The following is a 25,206-nucleotide window of genomic DNA, read 5'->3' as shown; positions in this document are numbered from 1 at the left end:
CTTTGTTTAGGTTTCGGCTGTCGGGGGAAGGACTTTTTTGCAAAGGTCTCAGTATGTCAGAGAATAATCAGGCCGTCTGAAACCCAATGATTCAGGTTTTCAGACGGCCTATCCTACTTCTACTATTCAATTAGAACGTATGTTTAACCGTTGCAGTTACACTACGCGGCGTGCCGTAAACGTGAATATCCGGCATGGTGCGGTAGCGTTTATTGAACACGTTTTCAAAGTCCAAACTGATGCGGGTAGATTGGCCGATTTTGTAATGACCGGTCAAGTCCAGCGTTGCGTACGGACGTTGGGTCAATGCAGCGGCGGCGGCCGGATTGATGTCTGCAGGGTATTCGTCCAGCGTGTGGCTTCGGCTTTGCCAGTTGACGTTGGCACCCAGGTTCAAACGGTCGGTCACGTCATACGCGGTAAAGAGTTTGAACAAATGAACCGGGTAAGACGGATGCAGTTGAACCCCTTCGCTGTCTTTGATTTTGGAACGTGCATAAGACGCATTCAACAGCCATTTGTCGCTCAGGCGGCCGCCGACAGAGAGTTCCATGCCTTTTGTCGTGGTGTTGTCGGCTGCGCGGTAGTATTCCTCGCCATTTGCGAATTTGCCTGCGACAACGCCCAAATGGTCGCGTTTGTTCATAAAGACGGAGGCGGAAGCATTCAGACGGCCTTCAAACCATGATGCTTTCAAACCGGTCTCGTAGGTTTTGCCACGCTGCGGTTTGAGCGCCGCGCCGTCTTTGGTCAGGTAACGCACTTGCGGACGGAAAATGGTGGTGTAAGACGCATAGGCAGTCAGATTGTCGCCGATGTCGTAGGTTACGCCCAAATAAGGAATGAAAACGTTTTGTTTGTGGCTGCTGTGTGCAAATTTGTTACGGCTGGTGCTGTAACGGTAACGCCAATCCACAAAACGGCTGCCGCCGATAAAGGCGAGCTTGTCGGTCAGTTTGAAACGGGTCGAGCCGTAAACCGACAGGTTTTTCATGCGTGAAAAACCATCGCGCAAATACGGCATATCGGGTTTGGCGATGTTGCCGTCAAATTTACGCAAATCAGGAATCGTCGATTCGCCTTCTTCGTAGAAAGACAGGTTTTCTTTGTTGTCCTGATAGCTGATGCCCGCATTGAACTCATGCGAACGGCCCAATGCAGGATAGTGACCATCCAAAGTCAGGGAGAAATCTTGGTCGCGATATTTGCTGCGATCGCGGTCGGATGTAAAGAGCGCGGAATAGTCGGGATTGATTTCGTATGTACCGGCAATGCCTGAAACGATGTCGTTTTTGCCCGAAACATGGCTGTAATTGCCTGTCAGTTTCCAGCCGTTGTCAAACTCATGGCTGAGGGAAGTGAATACTTCAGCACTGGTGTCCTTGCCGTATGCCCAGCGTGCGGAAGAATTGCTGCGCGGCGAAGACTCAAATGGTATGAATCCAGTACGGCGCGAACCTGCTGCGGTCAGGTAGCTGAAACGCGAGCTACCGGTATTGCGGAAACGGTGTATTTCTGTACCGAGGCGCCATTGGGTTTGCGGCGTGATATCGTAAGACAAAGTACCGTAGAAAGTGTGATTATGGCGCGAAGTGTTCGGCAGGTAATCGCCGCCGTGGTCGCTGACCAAAATAGCGCGGCCGCGCAAGGTATTGTCTGCATTCAAAGGCTGATTGGCATCAAGGACGAAGCGGTAGTGGTTCCACGAACCGACACCGGCTTCTACGCTGATGGCAGGTTTGGCAGTCGGTTTTTTGCGTTCCAAAGCAATCGTACCGCCCGGCTCGCCCATACCGCCATTGGACAAACCGCTTGCGCCACGCACGACGACGACTTGTTCGTACAATGAGCTGTCCAGATTGTTGGTGCCGCGGCGGATGGCTTTACCGTCGTAAAGGAATTTAGGCGCACCATCCACGGAAATGCTGTCAATGGCCTGACTGCGCGAAATAAATTGGCTGTGGCCGGATACGTTGTTGCCCATTTTGCTGTGGAACACGCCCGGTGTTTGTTTTAACACGTCCTGCAAGGTATCCAAACCTTGGTCGTCCATTTGTTTTTCGGTAACGACAGACAGGGACTGCGGCGTTTCACGCTGGGTTAGGCGGATGCCTGTCGCGGCGGAGGAAGCGGGAATGGTGTAGTTGGAAGTAGTCTGTTTACCGACACCTTGGACGGTAACTGTCGGTAAATCGACACGTTCTTGCGGCTGGGTATTTTCTACTTCGATCGCGAAAGAATACGCCGAACACAGCGCCAGACTGACGGCAAAGCTTAATTTGCCATAGGGAAATACAGGTAGTGACATAGCCTCTCCAATTAGCTGATGTTTCAATTTGGTGGCAGATTCTATCAAAAAGATGTAATCCGATGAAACTATGTTCCAATCACTATTTTCTAAGTCATTTGTTTCATTAATAATATTTCTTTAAGACTAATCATAATTAACTAAAAAGGCCGTCTGAAAACCCGTATCATCAGGTTTTCAGACGGCCTTAATCTTTTTTTTACAAGGCAATCAGTCTGCCAATTTTCGTGCCAACTCTGCCAAACGCTTACCTTGTGCAAAGGCAATATCGTTTTCTTCGGCAGTCAATGCCGGCTTGCTGTCGTGGCCGGAAACATGGCTTGCGCCGTAAGGCGTGCCGCCGCTTTGGGTATTGCTGAGCGCGGACTCGGTATATGGGATGCCGCTGATGACCATACCGTGGTGCAGCAGGGGCAGCATCATGGTCAGTAAGGTGCTTTCTTGGCCGCCGTGCAGCGAAGATGTGCTGGTGAATACGGTGGCAGGTTTGCCGACGAGTTCTGCGCCGAGCCAAAGGGGAATGGTGCCGTCGATAAAGTATTTCATCGCGGCGGCCATATTGCCGAAACGTGTCGGGCTGCCGAGCGCAAGGCCGGCGCAATTTTTGAGGTCGTCGGCAGTCGCATATGGAGAGCCTTCGTCAGGAATGGCTTTTTCAACGGCTTCGCAAACGGTGGAAACTTTGGGAACGGTACGCAATACGGCTTCGCAACCGTCCACGCTTTCGATACCGCGTGCGATTTGGCGGGCAAGGTTGCGCGTGCTGCCGTTTTGGGAATAAAAGAGGACGAGGATTTTCAGGGGATTTGGGTTCATCTTGGGGTTTCCGTTACAATGCTGTCAGGTTTCAGACGGCCTTTTAAATACTCAGGCCGTCTGAAAAGAAGAAATTTCAATTTAAAAGTGGGAAAAGGTTATGCCGTTTTCGCAATGGTGGCAAGGTTTTTTAAAGAGTAAAGGCGTGGCATTCGCTTGGTTTGTCGTGCGCCGTTTTGATGAGGAGCGTGTGCCGCAGGTAGCGGCAAGCATGACGTTTACAACGCTTTTGGCTTTGGTACCCGTGTTGACGGTGATGGTCGTCATCGCTTCGGCCTTCCCCGTTTTCGACCAATGGTCGGGAGAATTTATCTCTTTTATCAACCGCACCATCGTTCCGCAGGGCGCGGACATGGTGTTTGACTACATCAATGCGTTCCGCGATAAGGCCACCAATCTGACGGCGATCGGCAGTGTGATGTTGGTCGTAACCTCGCTGATGCTGATTCGGACGATAGACAATGCGTTCAACCGGATTTGGCGCGTCAATTCGCAACGGCCTTGGATGATGCAGTTTTTGGTGTATTGGGCATTGCTGACGTTTGGGCCTTTGTCTTTGGGCGTGGGCCTGTCAGTCATAATCGGTCAGGTGCAAGTAGTGGGCGGCTCGGAATGGCTGAGAGTTATAACCGCGGTTTCATTTATTACGGTACTGCTGTGGGGCTTATACCGCTTTGTGCCCAACCGTTTCGTGCCTGCCAGCCATGCTTTGGTCGGCGCGGCCGTAACGGCGTTTTGCTTGGAAACGGCACGCTTTTTGTTCGCTTGGTACATGGGCAACTTTGACGGCTACAAATCGATTTACGGCGCATTTGCCGCAGTACCGTTTTTCCTGTTGTGGCTCAACCTGTTGTGGACGCTGGTATTAGGCGGCGCGGTTTTGACCTCGTCCCTGTCCTACTGGCGCGGCGAAGCGTTCCGCCGCAGTCTGGATGCACGCGGCCGCTTTGATGATGTATTGAAAATCCTGCTGCTGCTCGACTCTGCCCAACAAAACGGCAAAGCGTTGCCGGTGCAGGAGTTCAGACGGCATATCAATATGGGCTTTGATGAATTGGGCGAGCTTTTAGAAAAACTGGCGCAACACGGCTATGTCTATTCCGGCCGTCAGGGCTGGGTCTTGAAAATGGGAGCGGAGTCCATCGACTTGGCGGAGCTGTTCAAACTCTTCGTCTACCGTCCGCAAACGCTTAATAAAGACAAGGTCAATCAAACGGTTGACCACATCATGCAGCCCTGCTTGGAAACCTTAAACATGACGCTTGCCGAGTTCAGCGCCCATACGAAAAAACAATCCTCTTAAACCTGACGCCGTCTGAAACCAAAAATATCAAGTTTCAGACGGCCTTTGCTATAATCGGCACACTACTGAATATTACATTCGACCTACAAGGATAAATAGATGAAAACACCAGCCCTACTCTCTCTGCTCGGTCTGATTCCATCTGCCGCCTTTGCCGCCCACGGCGTAGGCCTTGGCCAACCACCCAAATATCCGGCCAACTTCACCGCTTTCGAATACGTCAATCCCAACGCTCCCAAAGGTGGTACATTTACCACGCCTTTCCTCGGTGCTTTTGACACACTCAACCCCTTTACCCTCAAAGGCAACCACGAATACGGCATCAGTATGCTGACGCTCGATACCCTGACCGAGCAAAGCATGGACGAACCTTACGCCGTTTACGGCCTGATTGCCGAAGACATCGCCCTGGCGCCAGACGGCCTTTCCGTTACCTTCAAAATCAACCCCAAAGCCAAATTCCACAACGGCGACCCCGTTTTGGCCAAAGACGTTGCCGCTTCATTTAACATCCTGACCAAAGACAAAGCCGCCGCCCCCATGTACCACTTCTACTGGAGCGACGTGGCCAAAGTGGAAACGCCCAACGACCGCACCGTCGTGTTCCGCTTCAAACAGCGCAACTCAGAATTGCACATGATTCTTGGCAGCCTGCCCGTCTTCTCGCATAAAAGCTATCCTAAAGGCCTGGCCGCCGCACCAAACAGCCTGCCAATCGGCTCCGGCCCCTACCGTTTTGCCAAAGCCGAAAACGGCCGCATCAGCGAGTTTGTCCGCGATAAAAACTACTGGGCGCAAAATCTGCCCGTGCGCAAAGGCCGCTACAACTACGACCACATCCGCATCAAATACGTCAAAGACGAAGTTGTCCGCATCGAAGGGCTGAAAGGCGGCCAATATGACTTCGTACAAGAAAACGTCGCCCGCAACTGGGCGCGTGCCTACTCCGACGAAGTCCTCAAAAAACGCAATCTGTCCAAACACGAATGGGTACAAAACAGCACAGCCGGCATGCAAGGCTTCGTCATCAATATGCGCCACAAGCCCTTGGACAATATTTACGTCCGCCGCGCCTTGATTGAAAGCTTCGACTACGAAAGCGTCAACAGCCGCATCTTCTACGGCGCATACCGCCGCACCGACAGCTTCTTCACCAACAGCACCATGGCCGCAACCGGCAAGCCTGACAGCGCAGAAACCGCATTGCTCAAATCATTGGGTACCAAGCTGCCCGACGGCGTATTGGATCAAGACGTCCCTATGCCGCCGGTTACCGACCCCAAACTGGGCGTGCGTCCGAACCTGCTCAAAGCACGCGCCCTGCTTGAAAAAGGTGGCTATCAATACAAAAACGGCAAAGCAGTCGACAAACAAGGCAAACCGCTGACCTTTGAATTCCTCGCCCCAAGCAAAAACTACGAACGCATTACCGCCAAATGGCAGCGCGACCTCGCCAAAATCGGCATCACCATGAACGTGCGCACCGCCGATTCCGCCGTGTACCAAAAACGCATGAACGACTTCGATTTTGACGTGACCACCGGCTACTACGGCAACAGCGAAAGCCCCGGCAACGAGCAATACGACTACTTCAGCTGTGCCGCCGCCAAAACCGAAGGCAGCCGCAACCTATCCGGTGTCTGTCATCCTGCGGTTGAAAAACTGCTGACCCATTTCAACAGCTTTACCAACCGCCAAGAGCTGCAAACCACCTCGCGCGCGCTCGACCGACTGATCCGCCATCAATACACCATCGTTCCAAACTGGTTCGCCGACCGCTACCGCGTCGTGTACCGTAACGATGTCGGCATTCCGTCCAAGCTGCCGAAATACTACGACCCCATCACCTTCGCCATGACCGCAGGTTGGAAGAAAAAATAGTCGCATTTCGACAACACGTCCAAGCGTCTGACAAGCCCTTGGCGTGTAGTCCTGAGCATAGAATTATAAAATCTTGTTGTTTGTTTAAAAACAATCAATCGATTGATTCCAAACAAACATAAAAGAAAAAACAACTTAAAACCAAATCAAAGGCCGTCTGAAACATCCGTCAGCAAAATCATCTGCAACGGAACATTTCAGACGGCCTTTTCGTCTCTTTTCAATCCATTTCACAACCGAAGCAAACTATCGAAAATAAACAAAAAAATTGCAAAACAATGCCCTCAAATTTTACAAAACCGTGTACACTGCAAGGTAAGAGTTTGAATTATAAGGTTAATCTTAATAAAAACTACAATCATCCAAATTTAACCCAAATCAAGCATTCATATAACAGACAAAAGGAACAATAATATGGAAATCAAGCGTCTCTCTACCATTCTCAAACTGATTGCCAACCCCGAACGCATGGCCATCCTTTTTCTGCTGCTTGACGGCGACCGCAGCATTACCGAATTAGCACAGGCGCTCGACTCCTCCCCGACCGGCATCGCCAACCACCTCGCACGCCTGCGCACCGAAGGCATCATCGATTTCACGCGCTACCACCGCATCATCGAATACCGCCTCATCTCCGAAGAAGCCACCACCATCCTCAATACCCTGCGCACGCTCAAAGACCAAGCAGAATAAACAAATTATTCCACATCACAACATCAAGGCCGTCTGAAACACCAGCTTTCAGACGGCCTGTCACTTTCAGCCCATATCGAAAAATAAACCAATCCGCTATACAATACCGCTCATTCCCACAGGCGCAATCCGCCGTCTTCCCTCCCAACAGCACACACGGAAACATCATGAAAATCGCCACTTGGAACGTCAATTCCCTCAACGTCCGCCTGCCCCAAGTACAAAACTGGCTGGCCGACCACCAAGCCGACATACTCGCCTTACAAGAACTCAAACTCGACCAAGACAAATTCCCGGCCGCCGCCCTACAAATGATGGGCTGGCACTGCGTCTGGAGCGGCCAAAAAACCTACAACGGCGTCGCCATCATCAGCCGCCACGAACCGCAAGACGTACATTGCGGCCTGCCCGCCCTACCCGACGACCCGCAACGCCGTGTCATCGCCGCCACCATCAACGGCGTGCGCGTCATCAACGTCTATTGCGTCAACGGCGAAGCACTGGACAGCCCAAAATTCCAATACAAAGAGCAATGGTTTGCCGCATTGACAGAGTTCGTCCGTGCCGAAATGGCCGCCCACCCCAAACTCGTCCTGCTCGGCGACTTCAACATCGCCCCGTCCGATGCCGACTGCTACGACCTCGAAAAATGGCACGAAAAAATCCATTGCTCCTCCATCGAAAGACAATGGTTTAAAAACCTGCTCGACCTCGGCCTGACCGACAGCCTGCGCAAAATCCACCCCGAAGGCACGTTCTACACCTGGTTCGACTACCGCGGCGCCATGTTCCAACGCAAACTCGGCCTGCGCATCGACCACATCTTCTGCAGCCCCGAACTCGCCATCACCCTTACAGACGTCACCGTCGACCTAGAAACCCGCGCCCAAGAACGCCCCAGCGACCATGCACCGGTTATTGCAGAGTTTGACTGTTAGATTTTGAATGAATAAACAATAAGGCCGTCTGAAAACTGGATTTCAGACGGCCTTTATTCCAAAAGTTTTCAGACCACGTTTGAAATTGTCTGAAAGTTTGAAACAATGGTTTGAACACCAAAACACGTGTGCGTGCGTACCGCACACACCCTGCACGTTGGCTTTGAAGTTTCGCGTAATTCACAGGTAGGGTGAGTGGTGCAGCCACGCACGCTGTTGGTGGAGATGCAGGCTACGGCTTGCTGCCGTTTATTGGTTACAACCGTAAAAAAGTAAGTGCCGCCATTGCGGTAAAAATGACGGTATTTCATAGTGTTATGCCCGGAATGATTTTGTAGCAACTGTATTTTTCACCCCGTCGGGCAAAAATACAGTTGCTACTGCTGGCTTACAGATTTGTTCGGCGGGTTAATCGGCAATGACGAATGCCTTACTTTGATGTGCGGCTGTTTGCGTTTGAGCAGGTGGCGGAACACTTCCACTTTCCGGCAGTCGGTGGTGCGCTCGTAATTCGTGCCCAAAATCACTTCGTCCAGCTTGGTGCAGACGTTGCCGTATTCCAAAAAAGCGGTGTTGGTATCGGGACAATACTGCACTTTGTCCGAGCCGATTTCTTCGATTTGCAGCAGGCGGAATTCTTCTTCGTCGCGGAATGCGTGGTCTTTAAACAGATAGCGGATGTATTCCAATGCGGCTTTGTTTTCTTGGGATTCTTCCCTGTTTTGCTTGGTGTCTTTGAAATAATCGCACAAGCCGATTAAGGCCGTCTGAAACTGCGCTTTTCTCACTCCATGCCAATCTTGGTTGTCGCTAATCGGCTTTAAGCGGACGCCGAAAACCGGATCGCCGTCCATCACATCGTATTCTTTATCCTGCGTATATTCGTCGCGGTAAAAAATATAGGCAATTTGGTACAGCGGCAGGTTTTCAGACGGCCTTTGCGCCGTGGTTTCTTTTACAACGCTACCCGTGAATCCGTCTTGATCGTTCAGGCGGCGGAAAGACGCATCGAGGTCGGGCTCGTGTATCCAATTGCCGCGCTTGTTGAACACCAAGCAGCAGCCCGAGGCTTCGACGTTGCCGACTTTTCCGTACAGGCGGAACTGGTTTAAATCGTTTACCCGCGAAGAAAAGCAGGAAAAAAAGGCATTGTAGGGGCTGAATTCCGACAGGTTTTCCAAATCCGGTTCCTGAATGCCCAGCAGGTCATACAGGCTTTTGCCTTCATACGGGTCGTTCATATAGGCCGAGCTGTTCATTCTCATTTTGCCGGCAACGATGTTTTCCTGATTGGCCTGTTTTTGTCCTATGCCCAATAATTTTTCGCATACCGTCGGGCTGGTGTAATGCGCCAGAGGTTTGTCAAATTCAATCGGGTCTATGCTCAATACCGCTAAAACCGCAGCAATGTTTTCTTTTAGACAGCCGTTTATCTTTTTATTTTTAGACAATTTTTGTTGGATATGCTCTTGTTTGGATTTGAAGTAGTTGTCGTAATTTCCTTTTGCAAAATCAAGTTCTCTGAAATCACGTCTCAGCTTCGAAATCACTTGCTTTTTGAAAGACTTATCTTTTGACTTTTCTACTAGCTTGGATACTTCATCAAAGCATTTTTCTGCTTCGGACAAATAATCTTCGCTTTGCTCTATGTTGCCTTGGTTTTGCTTGGCCTGTTTCAAATAACAACGTCCCAGCCAGACTTGGGCATTGGCTTGTTTTTCAATACCCTTATCGCTGTTTAATTTTTCCAATTGTTCAGCCTGTGTCAATTGCGCTTGAAAGTGTTTGTAGGCCTTGTCAAACGAGATTGCATTGTCAGTTTGAAGTGCCTGCTCGAAATAACAACGCCCCAGCCAAAATTGGGCTTTGGCTTGTTCTTCAATGTCCTTATCGCCACCTAATTTTTCAGCCGATTCCAACCATTCTTGAAAATACCTGCGGGCATCGTCAAACAAAGCTGCGTTGCCGGTTTGAAGCGCCTGCTTAAAATAACAATAACCCAGCCAAGATTGGGCATTAGCCTGTTTTTCAATGCCCTTATCTCCGCTTAATTTCTTAGTACATTCCAACTGTTCTTGAAAATACCTGCGGGCATCGTCAAACAAAGCTGCGTTGCCGGTTTGAAGCGCCTGATTAAAATAACAATAACCCAGCCAAAATTGGACATTAGCTTGTTCTTTAATACCCGTATCGCCGTCTAATTTTTTAGCTAATGCCAATTGTTCTTGATGGTGCTGACGAGCCTTATCAAACAAGGCTGTATTACCAGTTTGAAGTGCCTGTTCCAAATAACAACGCCCCAGCAAAAATTGGACATCAACTTGTTGTTGCGGATCGTTTGTTGTATCTAAAGCCTCATTCAGCTTTTGAATGGCTTCGGTGTATTGTTTAGCGTTAAAGAGTTCATGGCCTTGCTTAATTAAATCGTTTTCCATCACTTAATCCTTTATTTATCCCTATTGTTCGGCTTTCTCAACTCAAGCGCTTTGTGCGCGGCGGTTAACCGCTGTGAAATCAAATCAATGCGCTCCATCCCAATCCTTACCCACCCCCACTTCCGCCACCAGCGGCACATGCAACAGCCCGCCGTCCACTTCGGCCATCACTTTCGGCAGCATTTCTTTTACGGTTTCCAATTCCGATTCAACCACTTCCAATACCAATTCGTCGTGCACCTGCATAATCAATTTGCTCTTCAGGCAGTCCCACGGGGAGGCTTCGCACTCTGAAAGCCAGCGGGCCACGTCTATCATGGCGCGTTTGATGAGGTCGGAGGCGGTGCCTTGCATGGGGGCGTTGATGGCGGCGCGTTCGGCTCCGGCGCGGGCGTTGGCGTTTTTGTTACGGATGTCGGGCAGGTAGAGGCGGCGGCCGAACAGGGTTTCGACGAAGCCTTGTACGGCGGCTTGTTCTTTGGTACGCTGCATGTATTCGGCAACGCCGGGATAGCGGGCGAAGTAGCGGTCGATAAAGTTTTTGGCGGAGATGTTGTCGATGCCCAGCGATTTGGCGAGACCGTATTGGCTCATGCCGTAAATCAGGCCGAAGTTGATGGTTTTGGCATAGCGGCGTTGTTCGGACGAAACGTTTTCGGGCGCGATGCCGAACACTTCGGCGGCGGTGCGGCGGTGTACGTCTTCGCCGTTTTGGAAGGCGGCCATCAGGGTTTTGTCGCCGGAGAGGTGCGCCATGATGCGCAGCTCGATTTGGGAATAGTCGGCGGAAACGATGACGCTGCCTTGCGGTGCGGTGAAGGCGCGGCGTACGCGGCGGCCTTCGGCGGTGCGGATGGGGATGTTTTGCAGGTTGGGGTTGTTACTAGCGAGACGGCCGGTAATGGCGACGGCTTGGGCGTAGGTGGTATGCACGCGGCCGTCTTTGGGGGAAATCATTTCGGGCAGTTTGTCGGTGTAGGTGGATTTGAGTTTCGCCAGACTGCGGTTTTGCAGGATGATTTTGGGCAGGGGGTAGTCGGGTGCGAGCTGTTCGAGCACGGCTTCGTTGGTGGAAATGCCGCCTTTGGCGGTTTTTTTCAGGCCTTTGGTGGGAATGCCCATTTTGTCAAACAGGATTTCTTGCAGCTGTTTGGGCGAGTTGAGGTTGAACGGCTGGCCTGCGGCGGCGTAGGCTTCTTGTTCGAGTTTCATCAGCTCGGCGCCAAGTTCTGCGCTTTGACGGGCGAGTTCGGCACGGTCGATTTGTACGCCGTTGCGTTCCATTTCAAACAATACCTGCGCGACGGGCAGCTCCATTTTTTCATACATTTCAAGCTGTTTGGCGTCCATTTGCGCGCGCAGGTGCGCTTCGAGGCGCAGAGCGAAATCAGCGTCTTGGGCAGCGTATTCGGTCGCCTGCTCGATGGCGACGTCGGCAAACCCGATTTGCTTCGCGCCTTTGCCGCACAGCGATTCGTAGGTAATGGTTTCCAAGCCCAGCCAGCGTTCGGACAATTCATCCAAGCCGTGTCCGAGATGGCTCTCGATGATGTAGGAAGCGAGCATGGAATCGCCGGCAATGCCGTTCAGGGCGATGCCGTAGTTGGCGAAAACGTGTTGGTCGTATTTGAGGTTTTGCCCGATTTTTTTCAGGGCGGGGTTTTCCAAATGCGGTTTCAGACGGCCTAATACGTCTTGCAAATCAAGCTGTTCGGGCGCGGCGGTCAGGCTGTGCCCTACGGGGATATAAACCGCTTCGCCTGCTTGGAACGCGATGCTGATGCCGACCAGCGAAGCGTTCATCGCATCTAGGGATGTAGTTTCTGTATCGATGCCGATTGTGTCTGTCTGCGATAGTTTGTCTAACAAGGTGGCAAACTGCGCTTCAGTGGTAACGGCTTGATAATCCAGCTTTTCAGGGGCTGGGGCAAGTTCGGGTTGTTTTTCCGGCTGTGTTTCCATCGCCAATGCAGCTTGTTCGCCGATATGCTCGCTGCCGAACAAATCTGTGTTTTGCGCTTCGTGCATACGGCTTTCCGCCTCTTTCAGCCAAGTGCGGAAGCCCCAGCGTTTGAAATCGACAACCAGCTGCGCCCATTTAGGCGTAGTGCGGCGCAGGCTTTCGAGGCCGTCTGAAAGCTCGGTGTGCAAGTCCACATCGGTTTTAATCGTTACCAAGTCATACGACAGCGGCAGTTGTTCCAAAGCGGCTTGCAGGTTTTCGCCCACCTTGCCTTTGACTTCGGCAGCGTGCTCCATCACACCGGCCAGCGAGCCGTAGGCTTCCAGCCATTTCACCGCGGTTTTCGGGCCGCACTTCTCCACGCCCGGCACATTGTCCACTTTGTCACCCATCAGCGCGAGATAATCGCGGATTTGGTCGGGGCGAACGCCGAATTTCTCCTTCACGCCTTCAATGTCCAGCGTTTCACCGCTCATCGTGTTCACCAGCGTCACGCGTTCGTTCACCAACTGCGCCATGTCCTTATCGCCGGTAGATACCACCACATTCCAACCCGCTTCGCTAGCCATCTTAGCCAAAGTGCCGATAACGTCATCCGCCTCCACCTGCGGAATCACCAATACCGGCCAGCCCATCAGGCGCACCAAATCCGGCAAGGCTTCCGCCTGCGGGCGCAAATCGTCCGGCATCGGCGGGCGCGTCGCCTTATAGTCGGGAAACATCTCGTGGCGGAAATTTTTGCCCTTAGCGTCAAACACCACCGCGCAATAGTCATGCACATAATCCGCACGCAGTCGGCGCAGCATGTTCAACACGCCATACATCGCCCCCGTCGGTGCGCCGTCGGGCGCAGACAAATTCTGCCCCATGGCATGATAGGCGCGATAAAGATAAGAAGAGCCGTCAACGAGAAGGAGTGTGGGTTTGTTGGACATGGAAAACCTGCTGTGTGTATGAAAATAATGTACGGATTATAAAGGAAAAGGCCGTCTGAAAACCGAAAATCAAGTTTCAGACGGCCTGTTTATATGAGCATTTCGATAAACCCTATTATTTTAAATGTTTAAGAATTTAACTCTATTGAAATCTCAATAAATTAGAAATTATCTAATCTGTTTTATTGATGCTGGAAAAGATTTAAAAAAACTATTTTACCAGCATAACAAGGCTAACTGCTTGACCAGAATCTATCAAAAATTCAATCATAACCGTGATTATATCGTCTCGACTCCTGCTTATCTATCGACATTTCAATACCAAATTGCTTATCTTCAGGCAAATAAAAAAGCACAACATTTCGTTGTGCTTTTTCTTAATGAACCCACATTACTTGTTTTTTTGCGAACGAAGGTAGTCCAAAGTTTTCAGCTGGGCAATGGCTGCTGCCAATGCTTTGTGCGCTTCGGCCAGAGATTTATCATCTTTGGCTGCAGAAACACCTGCCTCGGCTGCTTTCTTAGCTGCTTCAGCACGCGCCTGATCCATTTCGGTACTGCGGACGGCAACGTCTGCCAATACGGTAATCTTATCAGGCTGTACTTCTAAAACGCCACCGGAAACGGCTACCAACACTTCTTCAGCTTCACCCGGAACAGTCAAACGCAATGCGCCGGGGCGTACCAAACTCATAATCGGCTCGTGTCGTGGATAAATACCAAGCTCACCTTGAACGGTCGGAACCACCACAAAGCTGGCCTCGCCCGAATAGATGTTTTGCTCGCTACTAACCACTTCAACTTGCATGGTGCTCATGCCGGCCTCCTTAGTTTAAGGTTTTCGCTTTCTCAGCCGCTTCTTCAATGCCGCCTACCATGTAGAACGCTTGTTCAGGCAGATGGTCGTATTCGCCGTTCAAGATGGCTTTAAAGCCGGCGATGGTGTCACGCAATGAAACGTATTTGCCTGGAGAACCGGTAAATACTTCGGCAACGTGGAACGGTTGAGACAGGAAGCGTTGGATTTTACGGGCACGCATCACAGTCAGTTTGTCTTCGTCAGACAATTCGTCCATACCCAGAATAGCGATAATGTCGCGCAATTCTTTGTATTTTTGCAGAGTAGACTGTACACCGCGCGCTACGTCGTAGTGCTCTTGACCCAATACCATCGGATCCAATTGGCGTGAAGTAGAATCAAGCGGGTCAACTGCCGGGTAAATACCCAAAGATGCAATATCACGGCTCAATACGACGGTTGCGTCCAAGTGGGCGAAAGTTGTCGCTGGAGACGGGTCAGTCAAGTCATCAGCAGGTACATATACGGCTTGGATGGAAGTAATGGAACCGGTTTGGGTAGAGGTAATACGCTCTTGCAAACGACCCATTTCTTCAGCCAATGTCGGTTGGTAACCCACTGCAGAAGGCATACGGCCCAACAGTGCAGATACTTCGGTACCGGCCAGAGTGTAACGGTAGATGTTGTCAACGAAGAACAATACGTCGCGACCTTTACCGTTTTCGTCTTTTTCGTCACGGAAGTATTCGGCCATAGTCAAACCGGTCAAAGCAACGCGCAGACGGTTGCCTGGAGGTTCGTTCATTTGGCCATACACCATGGCTACTTTATCCAATACGTTGGAATCTTTCATCTCGTGGTAGAAGTCGTTACCTTCACGGGTACGTTCACCCACACCTGCGAACACGGACAGACCGCTGTGCGCTTTGGCGATGTTGTTGATCAATTCCATCATGTTCACGGTTTTGCCCACACCGGCACCACCGAACAGACCTACTTTACCGCCCTTAGCAAACGGACACAGCAAGTCGATCACTTTAATACCGGTTTCCAACAATTCGGTAGTTGAAGACAACTCGTCGAATTTTGGAGCAGTTTGGTGAATGGCACGGCTCTTGTCGGTATCAATCGGACCTGCTTCATCAACAGGCGTACCCAATACGTCGACAATACGACCCAATGTACCTTTACCTACCGGCACAGTGATTGGCGCACCAGTATTGCTTACAGACATGCCGCGTTTCAGGCCGTCTGAACTACCCATTGCAATAGTACGGACAACGCCGTCACCCAGAAGCTGTTGAACTTCCAGAGTCAGACCGTTCTCGTCCAATTTCAGGGCATCGTAAACATGCGGGATAGCGTCGCGTGGAAATTCCACGTCAACCACCGCACCAATAACTTGTACGATTTTGCCTTGGCTCATTATCGTATCCTAATTTCCTGTTCAGGCTTCAGACGGCATTAAACTGCCGCTGCACCTGCTACAATTTCTGACAATTCTGTGGTAATCGCGGCTTGACGCGATTTGTTGTACACCAAGCGTAATTCTTTAATGGCATTGCCTGCGTTGTCGGTTGCGGCTTTCATCGCTACCATACGCGCGGCTTGTTCAGATGCCATGTTGTCGCTCAATGCCTGATAAACCACAGACTCTAAATAGCGGCGAACCAAATATTCCAATACGGCGATAGGACTCGGCTCGTAGCGGTATTCCCAAGTAAATGAAGAATGACCCGCTTCGTCGTCAATAACGTTTTCACCGATAGGCAGCAAAACTTCCATACGCGGCTCTTGGCGCATTGTATTGACAAAACGTGAGTAAACCATATGGATACGGTCTAATTCATGCTTCTCGTAACGTTGGAAGATTTCGGTCAGTGAACCAAGCAGCAATTCCATTTTTGGGGTATCGCCCAAATTGGTTGCGCTGGCAATAACATTCAAACCGATGCTTTGGCATGCAGCCAAACCTTTACTACCCAGGCACACGACTTCGACTTCGATGCCTTGTTCCTGATACTCTTGAACTTGCGCCAAAAACTTTTTCAGTACGTTTGCGTTCAAGCCACCACACAAACCTTTATCCGAGGTAATCAAAATGAAACCAGCACGACGCACTTCGCGGTGCGGCTCCAACAATTTGATACCATGATCGACATGGGTCTGTGCAAGATGGCTCATCACTGTACGCACTTTTTCGGCGTACGGACGCGCTAAGCGCATCCGGTCTTGAGTCTTCCGCATTTTAGAGGTCGACACCATTTGCATCGCTTTAGTGATCTTTTGGGTATTTTGAACACTACGGATTTTGGTGAGAATCTCTTTTCCGACTGCCATTTCAGACTCCTTTCATCTCAATACTTATGCTTGGTAAGCGTAAGAAGATTTGAAAGATTTCATGGCTTCGGTCAATGCTTTTTCGCTTTCGTCAGACATTGCGCCTGATGCATTAATCGCTTCCAGAACCTCAGGATGTTGCGTACGTACGAAACTCAAGAATTCTGCTTCGAAAGCCAAGGCTTTGGATACCGGAACATCTGCGTAAGAACCGTTGTTGATCGCCCACAAAGTCAATGCCATTTCGGCAGTGTTCAATGTGCTGAATTGTTTTTGTTTCATCAATTCAGTAACCACTTCACCGTGTTGCAGCTGTTTGCGTGTTGCTTCGTCCAAATCGGAAGCAAATTGCGAGAACGCCGCCAATTCACGGTACTGTGCCAACGCCAAACGGATACCGCCACCCAGTTTTTTGATGACTTTGGTTTGTGCTGCACCACCTACGCGCGATACGGAAATACCGGCATTGATTGCAGGACGGATACCGGCGTTGAACAAGTCGGTTTCCAAGAAGATTTGGCCGTCTGTAATCGAAATTACGTTGGTTGGTACGAATGCTGATACGTCACCGGCTTGGGTTTCAATAATCGGTAATGCAGTCAGAGAACCGGTTTTGCCTTTTACTTCGCCATTGGTCAGTTTTTCAACTTCGTTTTCGCTGACGCGAGCCGCACGTTCCAACAAACGGGAGTGCAGATAGAATACGTCGCCAGGATATGCTTCACGACCGGGAGGACGGCGCAACAGCAGGGAAATTTGACGGTATGCAACGGCTTGTTTAGACAAGTCATCGTATACGATCAGTGCATCTTCACCGCGGTCACGGAAGAATTCGCCCATGGTACAACCGGAGTAAGGGGCGATGTATTGCAGTGCAGCGGCTTCAGAAGCAGTTGCAGCAACCACGATAGTGTGTTCCATCGCGCCATGCTCTTCCAATTTGCGCACTACGTTGGCAATAGAAGATGCTTTTTGACCGATAGCCACATAAATACAGATAACGCCTGTACCTTTTTGGTTAACGATGGCATCCAGTGCTACGGCAGTTTTACCGGTTTGACGGTCACCAATGATCAACTCACGTTGGCCACGACCAACCGGAACCATTGAGTCAATGGCTTTCAGGCCGGTTTGCATTGGTTGGTCAACCGATTTACGCGCAATCACACCTGGGGCAATTTTTTCAATTGGAGCAGTCAATGTTGTATTGATTGGACCTTTACCATCGATAGGACGACCCAATGCATCAACTACGCGGCCAACCAGTTCACGACCGATCGGCACTTCCAAAATACGGCCGGTACAGGTAACTGTATCGCCTTCTTTAATGTGTTCGTACTCACCCAACACTACGGCACCGACGGAGTCACGCTCCAAGTTCATGGCCAGACCGAAAGTGTTACAGGGGAATTCGAGCATCTCACCTTGCATCGCGTCTGATAAGCCATGAATGCGCACAATGCCGTCTGTAACAGAAACAACGGTACCACGGGTACGCACTTCTGCATTGACGGACAGATTTTCGATTTTGGCTTTAATCAAATCGCTAATTTCAGCAGGATTAAGCTGCATGAAAACTCTCCTAATTTGTCATAGTCGCATACAAAGCATTCAGTTTGCCTTGTACGGACAAATCCAAGACCTGATCACCCACTTCTACTTTGATGCCGCCGATTAATTCAGGGGCAACTTTAGCTACCACATCCAATTTGCTGTTGAAGCGTTTTGTCAGGATATCGGTAACATCGGCCAGCTGCTGAGAACTGAGTTCATACGCGCTGTAAATTACTGCCGATTTCGTATTGTTGTGTATCAAGGTCAAATCTTGATATTGGGCATAAATTTCCGGCAATACCAGCAAACGCTTTTGCTCGGCCAAAACGGTAATGAAATTTGCCAATTCGACATTTTTGATACCGACAAGACCTTTGAGCGTTTCTGCTTTTTCGGAAGCTCCCGTTTCCGGTTGCTCGATGAGAGCAATGACTTTCTCATCTTGAACAACCGCTGCGAGTTCTTTCAGTTCGCCCAACCAAGACTCGATTTGGTTTTTTTCCTGAGCCAGACTAAACAATGCTTTCGCATAAGGTCTGGCAATCGTTGCGAACTCTGCCATAAGATTACAGCTCCTGTTTTAAGGTACTGAGCAAATCTGCATGTTTGGAAGCATCAACTTCTTTACGCAAGATAGATTCTGCACCTTTAACAGCCAGTGTAGCAACCTGTTCGCGCAACACTTCGCGCGCACGGTTAACTTCTTGCTCCACGTCAGCTTTTGCTTGGGCTGCAATGCGTGCTGCTTCATGAGAAGCTTGCTCTTTGGCTTCTTCTACAATTTTTGCAGCGCGTTTTTCGGCGTTGGCAACCATTTCGGTTACCTGATTACGCCCTTCGGCCATAAGTTCTGCAACTTTTTTCTCTGCCTGCTCAAAATCGCTCTTACCGCGCTCGGCAGCAGCCAAGCCCTCGGCGATTTTTGCGGCACGCTCATCCAACGCTTTGGCAATCGGAGGCCATACGAATTTCATCGTAAACCAAACCAAGCCAAAGAAAACTAGGATTTGCGCAAATAAGGTTGCATTAATATTCACGTTACTTAACCTTCGTATCTGGGTTAATCAAACAGACCATAAGCCTGTATCTGAACGGATCGCTCCGTCTTGATTACGCAGCACCAAACGGGTTAACGAAGGCGAACAACAGGGCAATAGCCACACCGATCAAGAAGGCCGCGTCGATCAGACCAGCGATCAAGAACAGTTTGGTTTGCAGAGGACCGATCAGCTCAGGTTGACGGGCAGAAGATTCCAAGTATTTAGAACCAACCATTGCGATACCGATAGAGGCACCCAATGCACCCAAGGCAACGATCAAACCACATGCGATAGCAATCAAACCCATTTTTAAACTCCTTAAAATAGTAAAGGTTAAACTACAAAAAACAAACTACGAAAAAACTACTTGATTAGTGTGCATCATGCGCTTGTCCGATATATACGAACGCCAACGCCATGAAAATAAATGCCTGCAAGGTGATAACCAAAATGTGGAAAATCGCCCAAGCCAAACCGGCAATCAGGTGGAACACAAATAAAATTGGATCCAAAGTTTCGATACTGCCGGTTGATGCCCATGCACCACCCAACAAAGCAATCAGCAAGAACACCAGCTCACCGGCATACATATTACCAAACAACCGCATACCGTGGGATACGGTTTTGGACAAGAACTCTACCAAGTTCAACAAGAAGTTGGCCGGAGCAAGCATCGGACCAAAAGGCGCACTGAACAATTCGTGAATCCAACCGCCAAAGCCTTTGATTTTGATATTGTAATAAATACATACCAACAATACGCCAATTGCCAGAGCCAAAGTGGTATTCAAGTCAGCAGTCGGTACGACACGCAACAGTGCGTGATGATTACCGGTAACGCCTTGCCATACCATTGGCAGCAAATCAACTGGCAACATATCCATGGCGTTCATCAAGAAAATCCAGACAAACAGAGTCAAGCCTAAAGGCGCAACAGCTTTACGCGATTGTTCGTTATGAATAATGCTCTTACACATGTTATCCACGAATTCGAACAGAATTTCAACAGCCGCCTGAAAACGGCCGGGTACGCCAGCAGTCGCTTTTTTGGCACCGCGCCACAAAAGGAAGCTGCCGATTACGCCCAGCAGAACAGCAAAAAAGATTGCATCAAGGTTAATGAACGAAAAATCAGCGATGTTTTTCAGTCCTTGACCCTGAGTAACATCCGACATACTGGTCAAGCTTTGCAAGTGGTGCTTGATGTAGTCGGCAGCGGTCATAGTTTCACCTGCCATAGTGTTTCACTCTCAACAATACTAAAAAAACCAAATGACTGACACTGAGTAACCCCAATAAGAATGGGAAAAATACCAGCGATTGATGCCATATCGCAAAAACGACCGACATAGATACCAGCGACAGCACTACTTTTAAAACCTCTCCACCGACAAACATTGAACTTTGCAGATCGGGATTTCGTCGGGAAAACTTTAAAAGTAAAACTGCAACAAGGGTAGGCAAAATGTACGAAAATCCTCCCGCCAAAGCAGAGAGGAAGCCGGGCAATCCGGAAAATAACGCACAAACAACTGAAATTATTAACAATACAATCACTTGCAATGGGACTATCTGATTCATTGTACTCCCCACCCCAAAACGCAAGGCGAATTAATATAATCAAGAAGTTTGTTAACGTCAAGCAATATGTTAATCTTTGTGAACCTTTCACAGATAAATGATTAACACATATAAAACAAATCTTTGCAGGAACGGAGTTTAACACAAATTACATGTTGCTACACAGATTTTACAGAAGATTTTGATTTGTATTGTAAGCATCTGTACGACCAGTCCTTTTATCAAAAAATCAGGCCGTCTGAAATTTTTTTCAGACGGCCTGTTTATAAAACCGTTAAAACTCTTGATTAATGCCTAACTGTTTCAGCAAATATTCGAACGTTTCCGGCGTATCAAAATGCAGTACGATTTTGCCTTTCTTCTGATTGCTAGTTTTGACTTCTGCATTGACACCCAAACGCTCGGTCAGGGCATCATTAATGCGGAGGATATCCGGGCTGATGGTTTTGGCTGCTTCCGGTTTGGCTTTCTGATGCGCCAACTGACTGCGACGTTCTACTTCGCGTACCGACCAACCGTTTTTGACGGCTTTTTGCGCCAACTCCAATTGGTCAACCACATGCAAGGTCAGCAACGCACGGGCATGACCCATTTCCAGACGGCGTTGATAAAGCATTTCCTGAACCGGCTCAGGCAGGCTCAACAGGCGCAGGCTGTTGGAAATGGCACTACGGCTTTTACCGACGGCTTTTGCGATGGTTTCGTGAGTCAGGCCGAATTCATCGGCAAGGCGTTTCAAACCTTGCGCTTCTTCAATCGGATTGAGGTTTTCACGTTGCAGGTTCTCAATCAAACCCATGGCCAACGCGGTTTCATCGCTGATGGTTTTGATAACGACGGGAATTTCGGTCAAACCGGCCAACTGGGAGGCGCGCCAACGGCGTTCGCCAGCAATCAATTCATATTGAGACAGGCCACGTTCGCGTACGATAACCGGCTGGATAATGCCTTGCGCTTTAATGGAATCGGCCAATTCCTGCAAAGCTTCATCATCAATTTGCACACGCGCCTGATAACGGCCGGGCTGAATATCGGCGATGGCAACCGTTGTCAGGCGGTCGCTACTGCTGCTGTCCACTGCATTGGAAATCAGCGAATCCAAACCGCGTCCCAATCCACCTTTTGCTTTTGCCATATTGTTTTCCCTTTCAGACGGCCTCATTGTTGAAATGACGTATTCTATCGGATATTGCCGCTTTACGACAATTTGAATCACGATGATTTGACTATTGCCATTTATTTACGGAGCGAAACCGCAAACACGCCCCTTAAAGCGTTACTCAAGCGGATTTCTTCCGCATTTTCCAACATAGCACGCGTGATGCGGGTTTCCTTGATTGTATCCACACCTAAATATAGCTGCGGCTGCTTCAATACCGCTTGGCGCATGACCCCGTTCAAAATATCCAAATCCAAAGACGGAGTGAGCCATTGTCCTTGATATTTGACGAACACATTGCTTCTTCCGCCCTCTAACAAAAGGCCGTCCGAATTGAAAAACAGGCTGTCAAATGCGCCCTGCCCTTCTGCCGTTTTCCATGCTTGGTCAAAAATTTCACGGCGTGTGGTTTTGAAACGGCGCAGATAATCGCGTTGACTTAATGTGTGCTCACTTAAGATGACGTATTGCTGCCCATCCAATTCGGAAACAGCCGCATGACTCAATGCAAGGCCGTCTGAAAACAAAGCAGCTTTGACTCTAAATAACCCACTTGGCAACGCATCTATATAGTGTTGAATTTGCTCTGCCGCATTTTGAGGCCAAGGCAGGTTGAGTGCTTGTGTCGATCTGTTCAGACGGGCTAAATGCAAATCGAGCAAACGGCATTGTCTATCTTCCACACGCATGGTTTCAAAAATACCGAAATCAGGCCGCAATTCATTGAGAAAACGCGCCTTCCAACCGCACTCGCGATATTCGGCTTCAGGATCGCTATCAATCACAATCCCCGAACCCACGCCATAAACACCTTGATAAAGGCCGTCTGAAACGGGCTTCAGGGATAAAGTTCGAATCACGACATTAAATACACCTTCAAATCCCAAACCCGTCTCACACGGATGCAAAAAGCCGATGCTGCCTGTGTACAAACCGCGCGGTTCGGACTCAAGAGACTCAATAATCTGCATGCTCATTCGTTTGGGCGCGCCGGTAATACTGCCGCACGGGAAGGCTGCGCGGAAAATATCGACAACCGAAACATCAGGCAGCGCCTGCGCCTCGATGGCACTGGTCATCTGCCAAACACTGCCGAAACGGGAAACTTTAAACGGTTCAGGCACGCGTACTTTGCCTGTTTGCGCGATTTTGCCGAGGTCGTTGCGCAACAAATCGACAATCATCACATTTTCGGCACGATTTTTAGGGTCATTTTGCAATTCAACAGCACGGTGTTCATCTTGTCCGTCATGAAGAATCGGCGCAGTGCCTTTCATCGGCTCGGTTGTGATCAGGCCGTCTGAATCGATTTTGAGGAAAAGTTCGGGAGAAAAACACAAAGTCCACGCTTCCTGCCCTGCTCCGTCAGGCAGACAAGACAAAACGGCATACGGCACAGGCTGGCGCAAGCGGCGGTAAAGCTGAATCGGATTGCCGTAAGTTTGCAGGTGCAGGCGTGCGGTGTAATTGATTTGATAGGTATCGCCGCGGCGGATGGCTTCGTGGATTTGGTTGATATGCTCGAGATAATCGGCTTCGGATACGGAGAATCGGGGAGTGGAGATACCTGCCTCAAGGCCGTCTGAATGATTGGTCAACCAGCTTTCGGCATCGATTTCAGAATAATCGGCAAACCAGTGCAAACGCAAATTGCCACTGCGCGCGGATGAAATATCCATCAGTGGCAATCCGAATTCGTAGTCTGCAAACAACACTGCATGCAGGCCTTTTTTCCAACCCGCCTGCAAAACATCATCCAACGACGCCAGTTCGTTATGATGAAAAAGGCAGCTTTCCACATGATTTTGATAGAGTTTTGCACGACCGCTTAACGCATCGTCGAACAGGGCGAAATAAGGCATGATGTATTATACAAATAGGCTGATTATACGCTGTTTTTACAAAAATTATCAAACAAGCCGGAAAAAATCGCTTACGTGTAATTTTATGTAGGCTAACACAGCATAAAGAGGTAAAATCAAGTCATACCACACCATATCATTTAAAACTTAATCGATAAGGAGACTTTATGGCAGACCACCAATTAGAACCGTTCGAGAATGTTGAACTGGGCGAGAAACAAGACCAGCTGCAAGTATTCGAAAAGGCTGTTTTGGAACACGAAGGACGCGGCACTGACGAAGATTCCGGCAGCGCACCGCTTCCTGCCAACTACCCGTACAAACAACGTATGCGCCGCTCTGTTTACGAAAAAGAAAAACAGAAGCTGCAAATCGAATTGTTGAAAGTACAAAGCTGGGTTAAAGATTCCGGTCAGCGTATCGTCAGCCTGTTTGAAGGCCGCGACGCAGCCGGTAAAGGCGGTACCATCAAACGCTTTATGGAACACCTGAATCCGCGTGGCGCACGTGTGGTTGCTTTGGAGAAACCAACCACTACCGAACGCGGCCAATGGTATTTCCAACGCTACATCCAAAACCTGCCGACCGCAGGCGAAATGGTATTCTTCGACCGCTCATGGTACAACCGTGCCGGCGTAGAACGCGTAATGGGCTTCTGCGAACCTAACGAATACCTGCTCTTCATGCGCCAAACCCCTGAATTGGAACGTATGCTTGTTGCCAGCGGCATCCATCTGTTCAAATTCTGGTTCTCCGTATCCCGTGAAGAACAACTCCGTCGCTTCATCTCCCGTCGTGACGACCCGCTGAAACACTGGAAACTGTCTCCAGTGGATATCCAATCGCTCGACCGCTGGGACGACTACACCGAAGCCAAAAACGCCATGTTCTTCCACACCCACACCGGCGACGCGCCTTGGGTCATCATCCGTTCCGACGACAAAAAACGTGCACGTTTGAACTGTATCCGCTACTTCCTGCATCAGCTGGACTATCCGGGCAAAGACGTGAAAGCCATCGGCAAAGTGGACGAGAAAATTGTTTTGATTCCTGATACACGTTACAAAGAAAAAACTGTCGATCTCGGACACGATTAATTTGTAACATTACCAAAGGCCGTCTGAAATTTCATCTTTCAGACGGCCTTTTCTTAATCCTTGCGATCCCAGTACGTTTTTTGTGCGAATACCAATTTATTGTCAGTGAATTTCACGCTGTCCAAATTCAATGCCCAAACATCGCTTTTCATCACTCTGGCAGCAGGATGCGCTTTGTAATACAAAGACTGTGCCGCTTTCAAATCCACTTCATCCTCAATCAAAGCGGCAGTCGCCGCAAACTGAATGCCGCTGATTTTCGTGATACTGTCAGGTTGACCGGCAATGGTACCGGCTACTTTGGCTGACCGACCCATCATTCCGCCATGTTTCGTTTTCAAAGATGTCAGCACAATCAATCGGGCATTCGCCTCATCAAACACATAAAAACAGCAAGCTGCCCAAACTTCGCCCTCTTCCACAGCAGCAATGCTGACGACATGATGATTGCTCAAAAACTTCACTATATTGGCAGGAATTGTTTGCATGGGTTTTATCTTCC

21 protein-coding genes and 1 pseudogene are annotated in these 25,206 nt (G+C 49.5%); 5 read left to right on the top strand and 17 right to left on the bottom strand.

The window, feature by feature from the left end:
• Window positions 1-130 precede the first annotated feature (130 nt).
• Both O3660_RS10385 and wrbA read right to left on the bottom strand, forming a co-directional pair.
• Window positions 131-2,308, bottom strand: a complete 2,178-nt coding sequence (locus O3660_RS10385) for a TonB-dependent siderophore receptor (protein WP_049350831.1) — start codon at window positions 2,306-2,308, stop codon at window positions 131-133.
• A gap of 210 nt (window positions 2,309-2,518) precedes the next feature.
• Window positions 2,519-3,124, bottom strand: a complete 606-nt coding sequence (wrbA, locus tag O3660_RS10380) for an NAD(P)H:quinone oxidoreductase (RefSeq protein WP_049350830.1) — start codon at window positions 3,122-3,124, stop codon at window positions 2,519-2,521.
• 100 nt (window positions 3,125-3,224) lie between these two features.
• Between wrbA and O3660_RS10375 the strand changes: the two genes are divergently transcribed.
• From O3660_RS10375 to xth, 4 genes are all read left to right on the top strand, one after another.
• On the top strand, window positions 3,225-4,427 hold the full coding sequence (locus O3660_RS10375; protein WP_049350829.1) for a YihY family inner membrane protein: 1,203 nt from the start codon (window positions 3,225-3,227) through the stop codon (window positions 4,425-4,427).
• Window positions 4,428-4,526: 99 nt separating this feature from the next.
• The gene (locus O3660_RS10370) at window positions 4,527-6,308 is read left to right on the top strand and encodes an extracellular solute-binding protein (RefSeq protein WP_049350828.1); all 1,782 of its coding nucleotides are present in this window, start codon (window positions 4,527-4,529) and stop codon (window positions 6,306-6,308) included.
• Between the two features lie 414 nt (window positions 6,309-6,722).
• Window positions 6,723-7,001 carry a helix-turn-helix transcriptional regulator gene (locus O3660_RS10365; protein WP_003683896.1) on the top strand — a complete coding sequence of 93 codons (279 nt, stop codon included), beginning with the start codon at window positions 6,723-6,725 and terminating at the stop codon, window positions 6,999-7,001.
• 167 nt (window positions 7,002-7,168) lie between these two features.
• Window positions 7,169-7,939, top strand: a complete 771-nt coding sequence (gene xth, locus O3660_RS10360) for an exodeoxyribonuclease III (RefSeq protein ID WP_371464942.1) — start codon at window positions 7,169-7,171, stop codon at window positions 7,937-7,939.
• A gap of 239 nt (window positions 7,940-8,178) precedes the next feature.
• Here the strand turns inward: xth and O3660_RS10355 are convergent.
• From O3660_RS10355 to O3660_RS10290, 14 genes and pseudogenes are all read right to left on the bottom strand, one after another.
• A pseudogene (locus O3660_RS10355) lies at window positions 8,179-8,250 on the bottom strand (transposase); the annotation flags it as partial.
• Window positions 8,251-8,316: 66 nt separating this feature from the next.
• Window positions 8,317-10,374: a tetratricopeptide repeat protein gene (locus O3660_RS10350; RefSeq protein ID WP_308112160.1), complete on the bottom strand. Its 2,058-nt coding sequence runs from the start codon at window positions 10,372-10,374 to the stop codon at window positions 8,317-8,319.
• A gap of 84 nt (window positions 10,375-10,458) precedes the next feature.
• A complete protein-coding gene (polA, locus tag O3660_RS10345) occupies window positions 10,459-13,272 on the bottom strand; it encodes a DNA polymerase I (RefSeq protein ID WP_049351289.1) in 2,814 nt (937 codons plus the stop codon).
• A 391-nt stretch (window positions 13,273-13,663) separates the two neighbouring features.
• Window positions 13,664-14,089 (bottom strand): F0F1 ATP synthase subunit epsilon, encoded by a 426-nt coding sequence (locus tag O3660_RS10340; protein ID WP_049331696.1) that lies wholly within the window; start codon window positions 14,087-14,089, stop codon window positions 13,664-13,666.
• 10 nt (window positions 14,090-14,099) lie between these two features.
• On the bottom strand, window positions 14,100-15,497 hold the full coding sequence (gene atpD, locus O3660_RS10335) for a F0F1 ATP synthase subunit beta (protein WP_003683789.1): 1,398 nt from the start codon (window positions 15,495-15,497) through the stop codon (window positions 14,100-14,102).
• Window positions 15,498-15,535: 38 nt separating this feature from the next.
• Complete coding sequence (gene atpG / locus O3660_RS10330) at window positions 15,536-16,411, bottom strand: F0F1 ATP synthase subunit gamma (RefSeq protein WP_049351290.1); 876 nt, start codon at window positions 16,409-16,411, stop codon at window positions 15,536-15,538.
• Window positions 16,412-16,435: 24 nt separating this feature from the next.
• The gene (atpA, locus tag O3660_RS10325) at window positions 16,436-17,983 is read right to left on the bottom strand and encodes a F0F1 ATP synthase subunit alpha (RefSeq protein ID WP_049328781.1); all 1,548 of its coding nucleotides are present in this window, start codon (window positions 17,981-17,983) and stop codon (window positions 16,436-16,438) included.
• Window positions 17,984-17,993: 10 nt separating this feature from the next.
• The gene (locus O3660_RS10320; RefSeq protein ID WP_049328782.1) at window positions 17,994-18,527 is read right to left on the bottom strand and encodes a F0F1 ATP synthase subunit delta; all 534 of its coding nucleotides are present in this window, start codon (window positions 18,525-18,527) and stop codon (window positions 17,994-17,996) included.
• A 4-nt stretch (window positions 18,528-18,531) separates the two neighbouring features.
• Window positions 18,532-19,002 carry a F0F1 ATP synthase subunit B gene (locus O3660_RS10315; protein WP_004464459.1) on the bottom strand — a complete coding sequence of 157 codons (471 nt, stop codon included), beginning with the start codon at window positions 19,000-19,002 and terminating at the stop codon, window positions 18,532-18,534.
• Window positions 19,003-19,075: 73 nt separating this feature from the next.
• Entirely contained in the window at window positions 19,076-19,312 is a 237-nt protein-coding gene (gene atpE / locus O3660_RS10310) for a F0F1 ATP synthase subunit C (RefSeq protein ID WP_003676106.1), read from the bottom strand.
• A 64-nt stretch (window positions 19,313-19,376) separates the two neighbouring features.
• Window positions 19,377-20,243 (bottom strand): F0F1 ATP synthase subunit A, encoded by an 867-nt coding sequence (gene atpB / locus O3660_RS10305; protein WP_049351291.1) that lies wholly within the window; start codon window positions 20,241-20,243, stop codon window positions 19,377-19,379.
• Window positions 20,233-20,586, bottom strand: a complete 354-nt coding sequence (locus O3660_RS10300) for an ATP synthase subunit I (RefSeq protein ID WP_080974643.1) — start codon at window positions 20,584-20,586, stop codon at window positions 20,233-20,235. Before O3660_RS10300 ends, atpB begins: the two co-directional genes overlap by 11 nt.
• 274 nt (window positions 20,587-20,860) lie before the next feature.
• Window positions 20,861-21,721: a ParB/RepB/Spo0J family partition protein gene (locus O3660_RS10295; protein WP_049351292.1), complete on the bottom strand. Its 861-nt coding sequence runs from the start codon at window positions 21,719-21,721 to the stop codon at window positions 20,861-20,863.
• A 101-nt stretch (window positions 21,722-21,822) separates the two neighbouring features.
• Entirely contained in the window at window positions 21,823-23,607 is a 1,785-nt protein-coding gene (locus O3660_RS10290) for a bifunctional anthranilate synthase component I family protein/class IV aminotransferase (RefSeq protein WP_049351293.1), read from the bottom strand.
• Window positions 23,608-23,774: 167 nt separating this feature from the next.
• Between O3660_RS10290 and ppk2 the strand changes: the two genes are divergently transcribed.
• On the top strand, window positions 23,775-24,704 hold the full coding sequence (ppk2, locus tag O3660_RS10285) for a polyphosphate kinase 2 (RefSeq protein ID WP_049351294.1): 930 nt from the start codon (window positions 23,775-23,777) through the stop codon (window positions 24,702-24,704).
• 53 nt (window positions 24,705-24,757) lie between these two features.
• Here the strand turns inward: ppk2 and O3660_RS10280 are convergent, their stop codons facing one another.
• Entirely contained in the window at window positions 24,758-25,192 is a 435-nt protein-coding gene (locus O3660_RS10280; RefSeq protein WP_049351295.1) for a pyridoxamine 5'-phosphate oxidase family protein, read from the bottom strand.
• Window positions 25,193-25,206: the final 14 nt, after the last annotated feature.

The organism is Neisseria sp. 27098_8_139 (assembly GCF_041433195.1).
Taxonomy (GTDB): Bacteria; Pseudomonadota; Gammaproteobacteria; order Burkholderiales; family Neisseriaceae; genus Neisseria; species Neisseria subflava.
The sequence above is the reverse complement of the archived record's forward strand: the minus strand, read 5'-3'. Positions and strand labels throughout refer to the sequence as shown.

Bases quoted from the DNA above. Each gene is read 5' to 3' on its own strand.
- xth (WP_371464942.1), top strand. From the start codon at position 7,169: ATGAAAATCGCCACTTGGAACGTCAATTCCCTCAACGTCCGCCTGCCC.
- O3660_RS10300 (WP_080974643.1), bottom strand. From the start codon at position 20,586: ATGAATCAGATAGTCCCATTGCAAGTGATTGTATTGTTAATAATTTCA.
- O3660_RS10370 (WP_049350828.1), top strand. From the start codon at position 4,527: ATGAAAACACCAGCCCTACTCTCTCTGCTCGGTCTGATTCCATCTGCC.
- atpB (WP_049351291.1), bottom strand. From the start codon at position 20,243: ATGGCAGGTGAAACTATGACCGCTGCCGACTACATCAAGCACCACTTG.
- atpA (WP_049328781.1), bottom strand. From the start codon at position 17,983: ATGCAGCTTAATCCTGCTGAAATTAGCGATTTGATTAAAGCCAAAATC.
- atpD (WP_003683789.1), bottom strand. From the start codon at position 15,497: ATGAGCCAAGGCAAAATCGTACAAGTTATTGGTGCGGTGGTTGACGTG.
- O3660_RS10365 (WP_003683896.1), top strand. From the start codon at position 6,723: ATGGAAATCAAGCGTCTCTCTACCATTCTCAAACTGATTGCCAACCCC.
- O3660_RS10280 (WP_049351295.1), bottom strand. From the start codon at position 25,192: ATGCAAACAATTCCTGCCAATATAGTGAAGTTTTTGAGCAATCATCAT.
- O3660_RS10340 (WP_049331696.1), bottom strand. From the start codon at position 14,089: ATGAGCACCATGCAAGTTGAAGTGGTTAGTAGCGAGCAAAACATCTAT.
- atpG (WP_049351290.1), bottom strand. From the start codon at position 16,411: ATGGCAGTCGGAAAAGAGATTCTCACCAAAATCCGTAGTGTTCAAAAT.
- O3660_RS10295 (WP_049351292.1), bottom strand. From the start codon at position 21,721: ATGGCAAAAGCAAAAGGTGGATTGGGACGCGGTTTGGATTCGCTGATT.
- polA (WP_049351289.1), bottom strand. From the start codon at position 13,272: ATGTCCAACAAACCCACACTCCTTCTCGTTGACGGCTCTTCTTATCTT.
- O3660_RS10320 (WP_049328782.1), bottom strand. From the start codon at position 18,527: ATGGCAGAGTTCGCAACGATTGCCAGACCTTATGCGAAAGCATTGTTT.
- O3660_RS10385 (WP_049350831.1), bottom strand. From the start codon at position 2,308: ATGTCACTACCTGTATTTCCCTATGGCAAATTAAGCTTTGCCGTCAGT.
- O3660_RS10290 (WP_049351293.1), bottom strand. From the start codon at position 23,607: ATGCCTTATTTCGCCCTGTTCGACGATGCGTTAAGCGGTCGTGCAAAA.
- wrbA (WP_049350830.1), bottom strand. From the start codon at position 3,124: ATGAACCCAAATCCCCTGAAAATCCTCGTCCTCTTTTATTCCCAAAAC.
- O3660_RS10350 (WP_308112160.1), bottom strand. From the start codon at position 10,374: ATGGAAAACGATTTAATTAAGCAAGGCCATGAACTCTTTAACGCTAAA.
- atpE (WP_003676106.1), bottom strand. From the start codon at position 19,312: ATGGGTTTGATTGCTATCGCATGTGGTTTGATCGTTGCCTTGGGTGCA.
- ppk2 (WP_049351294.1), top strand. From the start codon at position 23,775: ATGGCAGACCACCAATTAGAACCGTTCGAGAATGTTGAACTGGGCGAG.
- O3660_RS10375 (WP_049350829.1), top strand. From the start codon at position 3,225: ATGCCGTTTTCGCAATGGTGGCAAGGTTTTTTAAAGAGTAAAGGCGTG.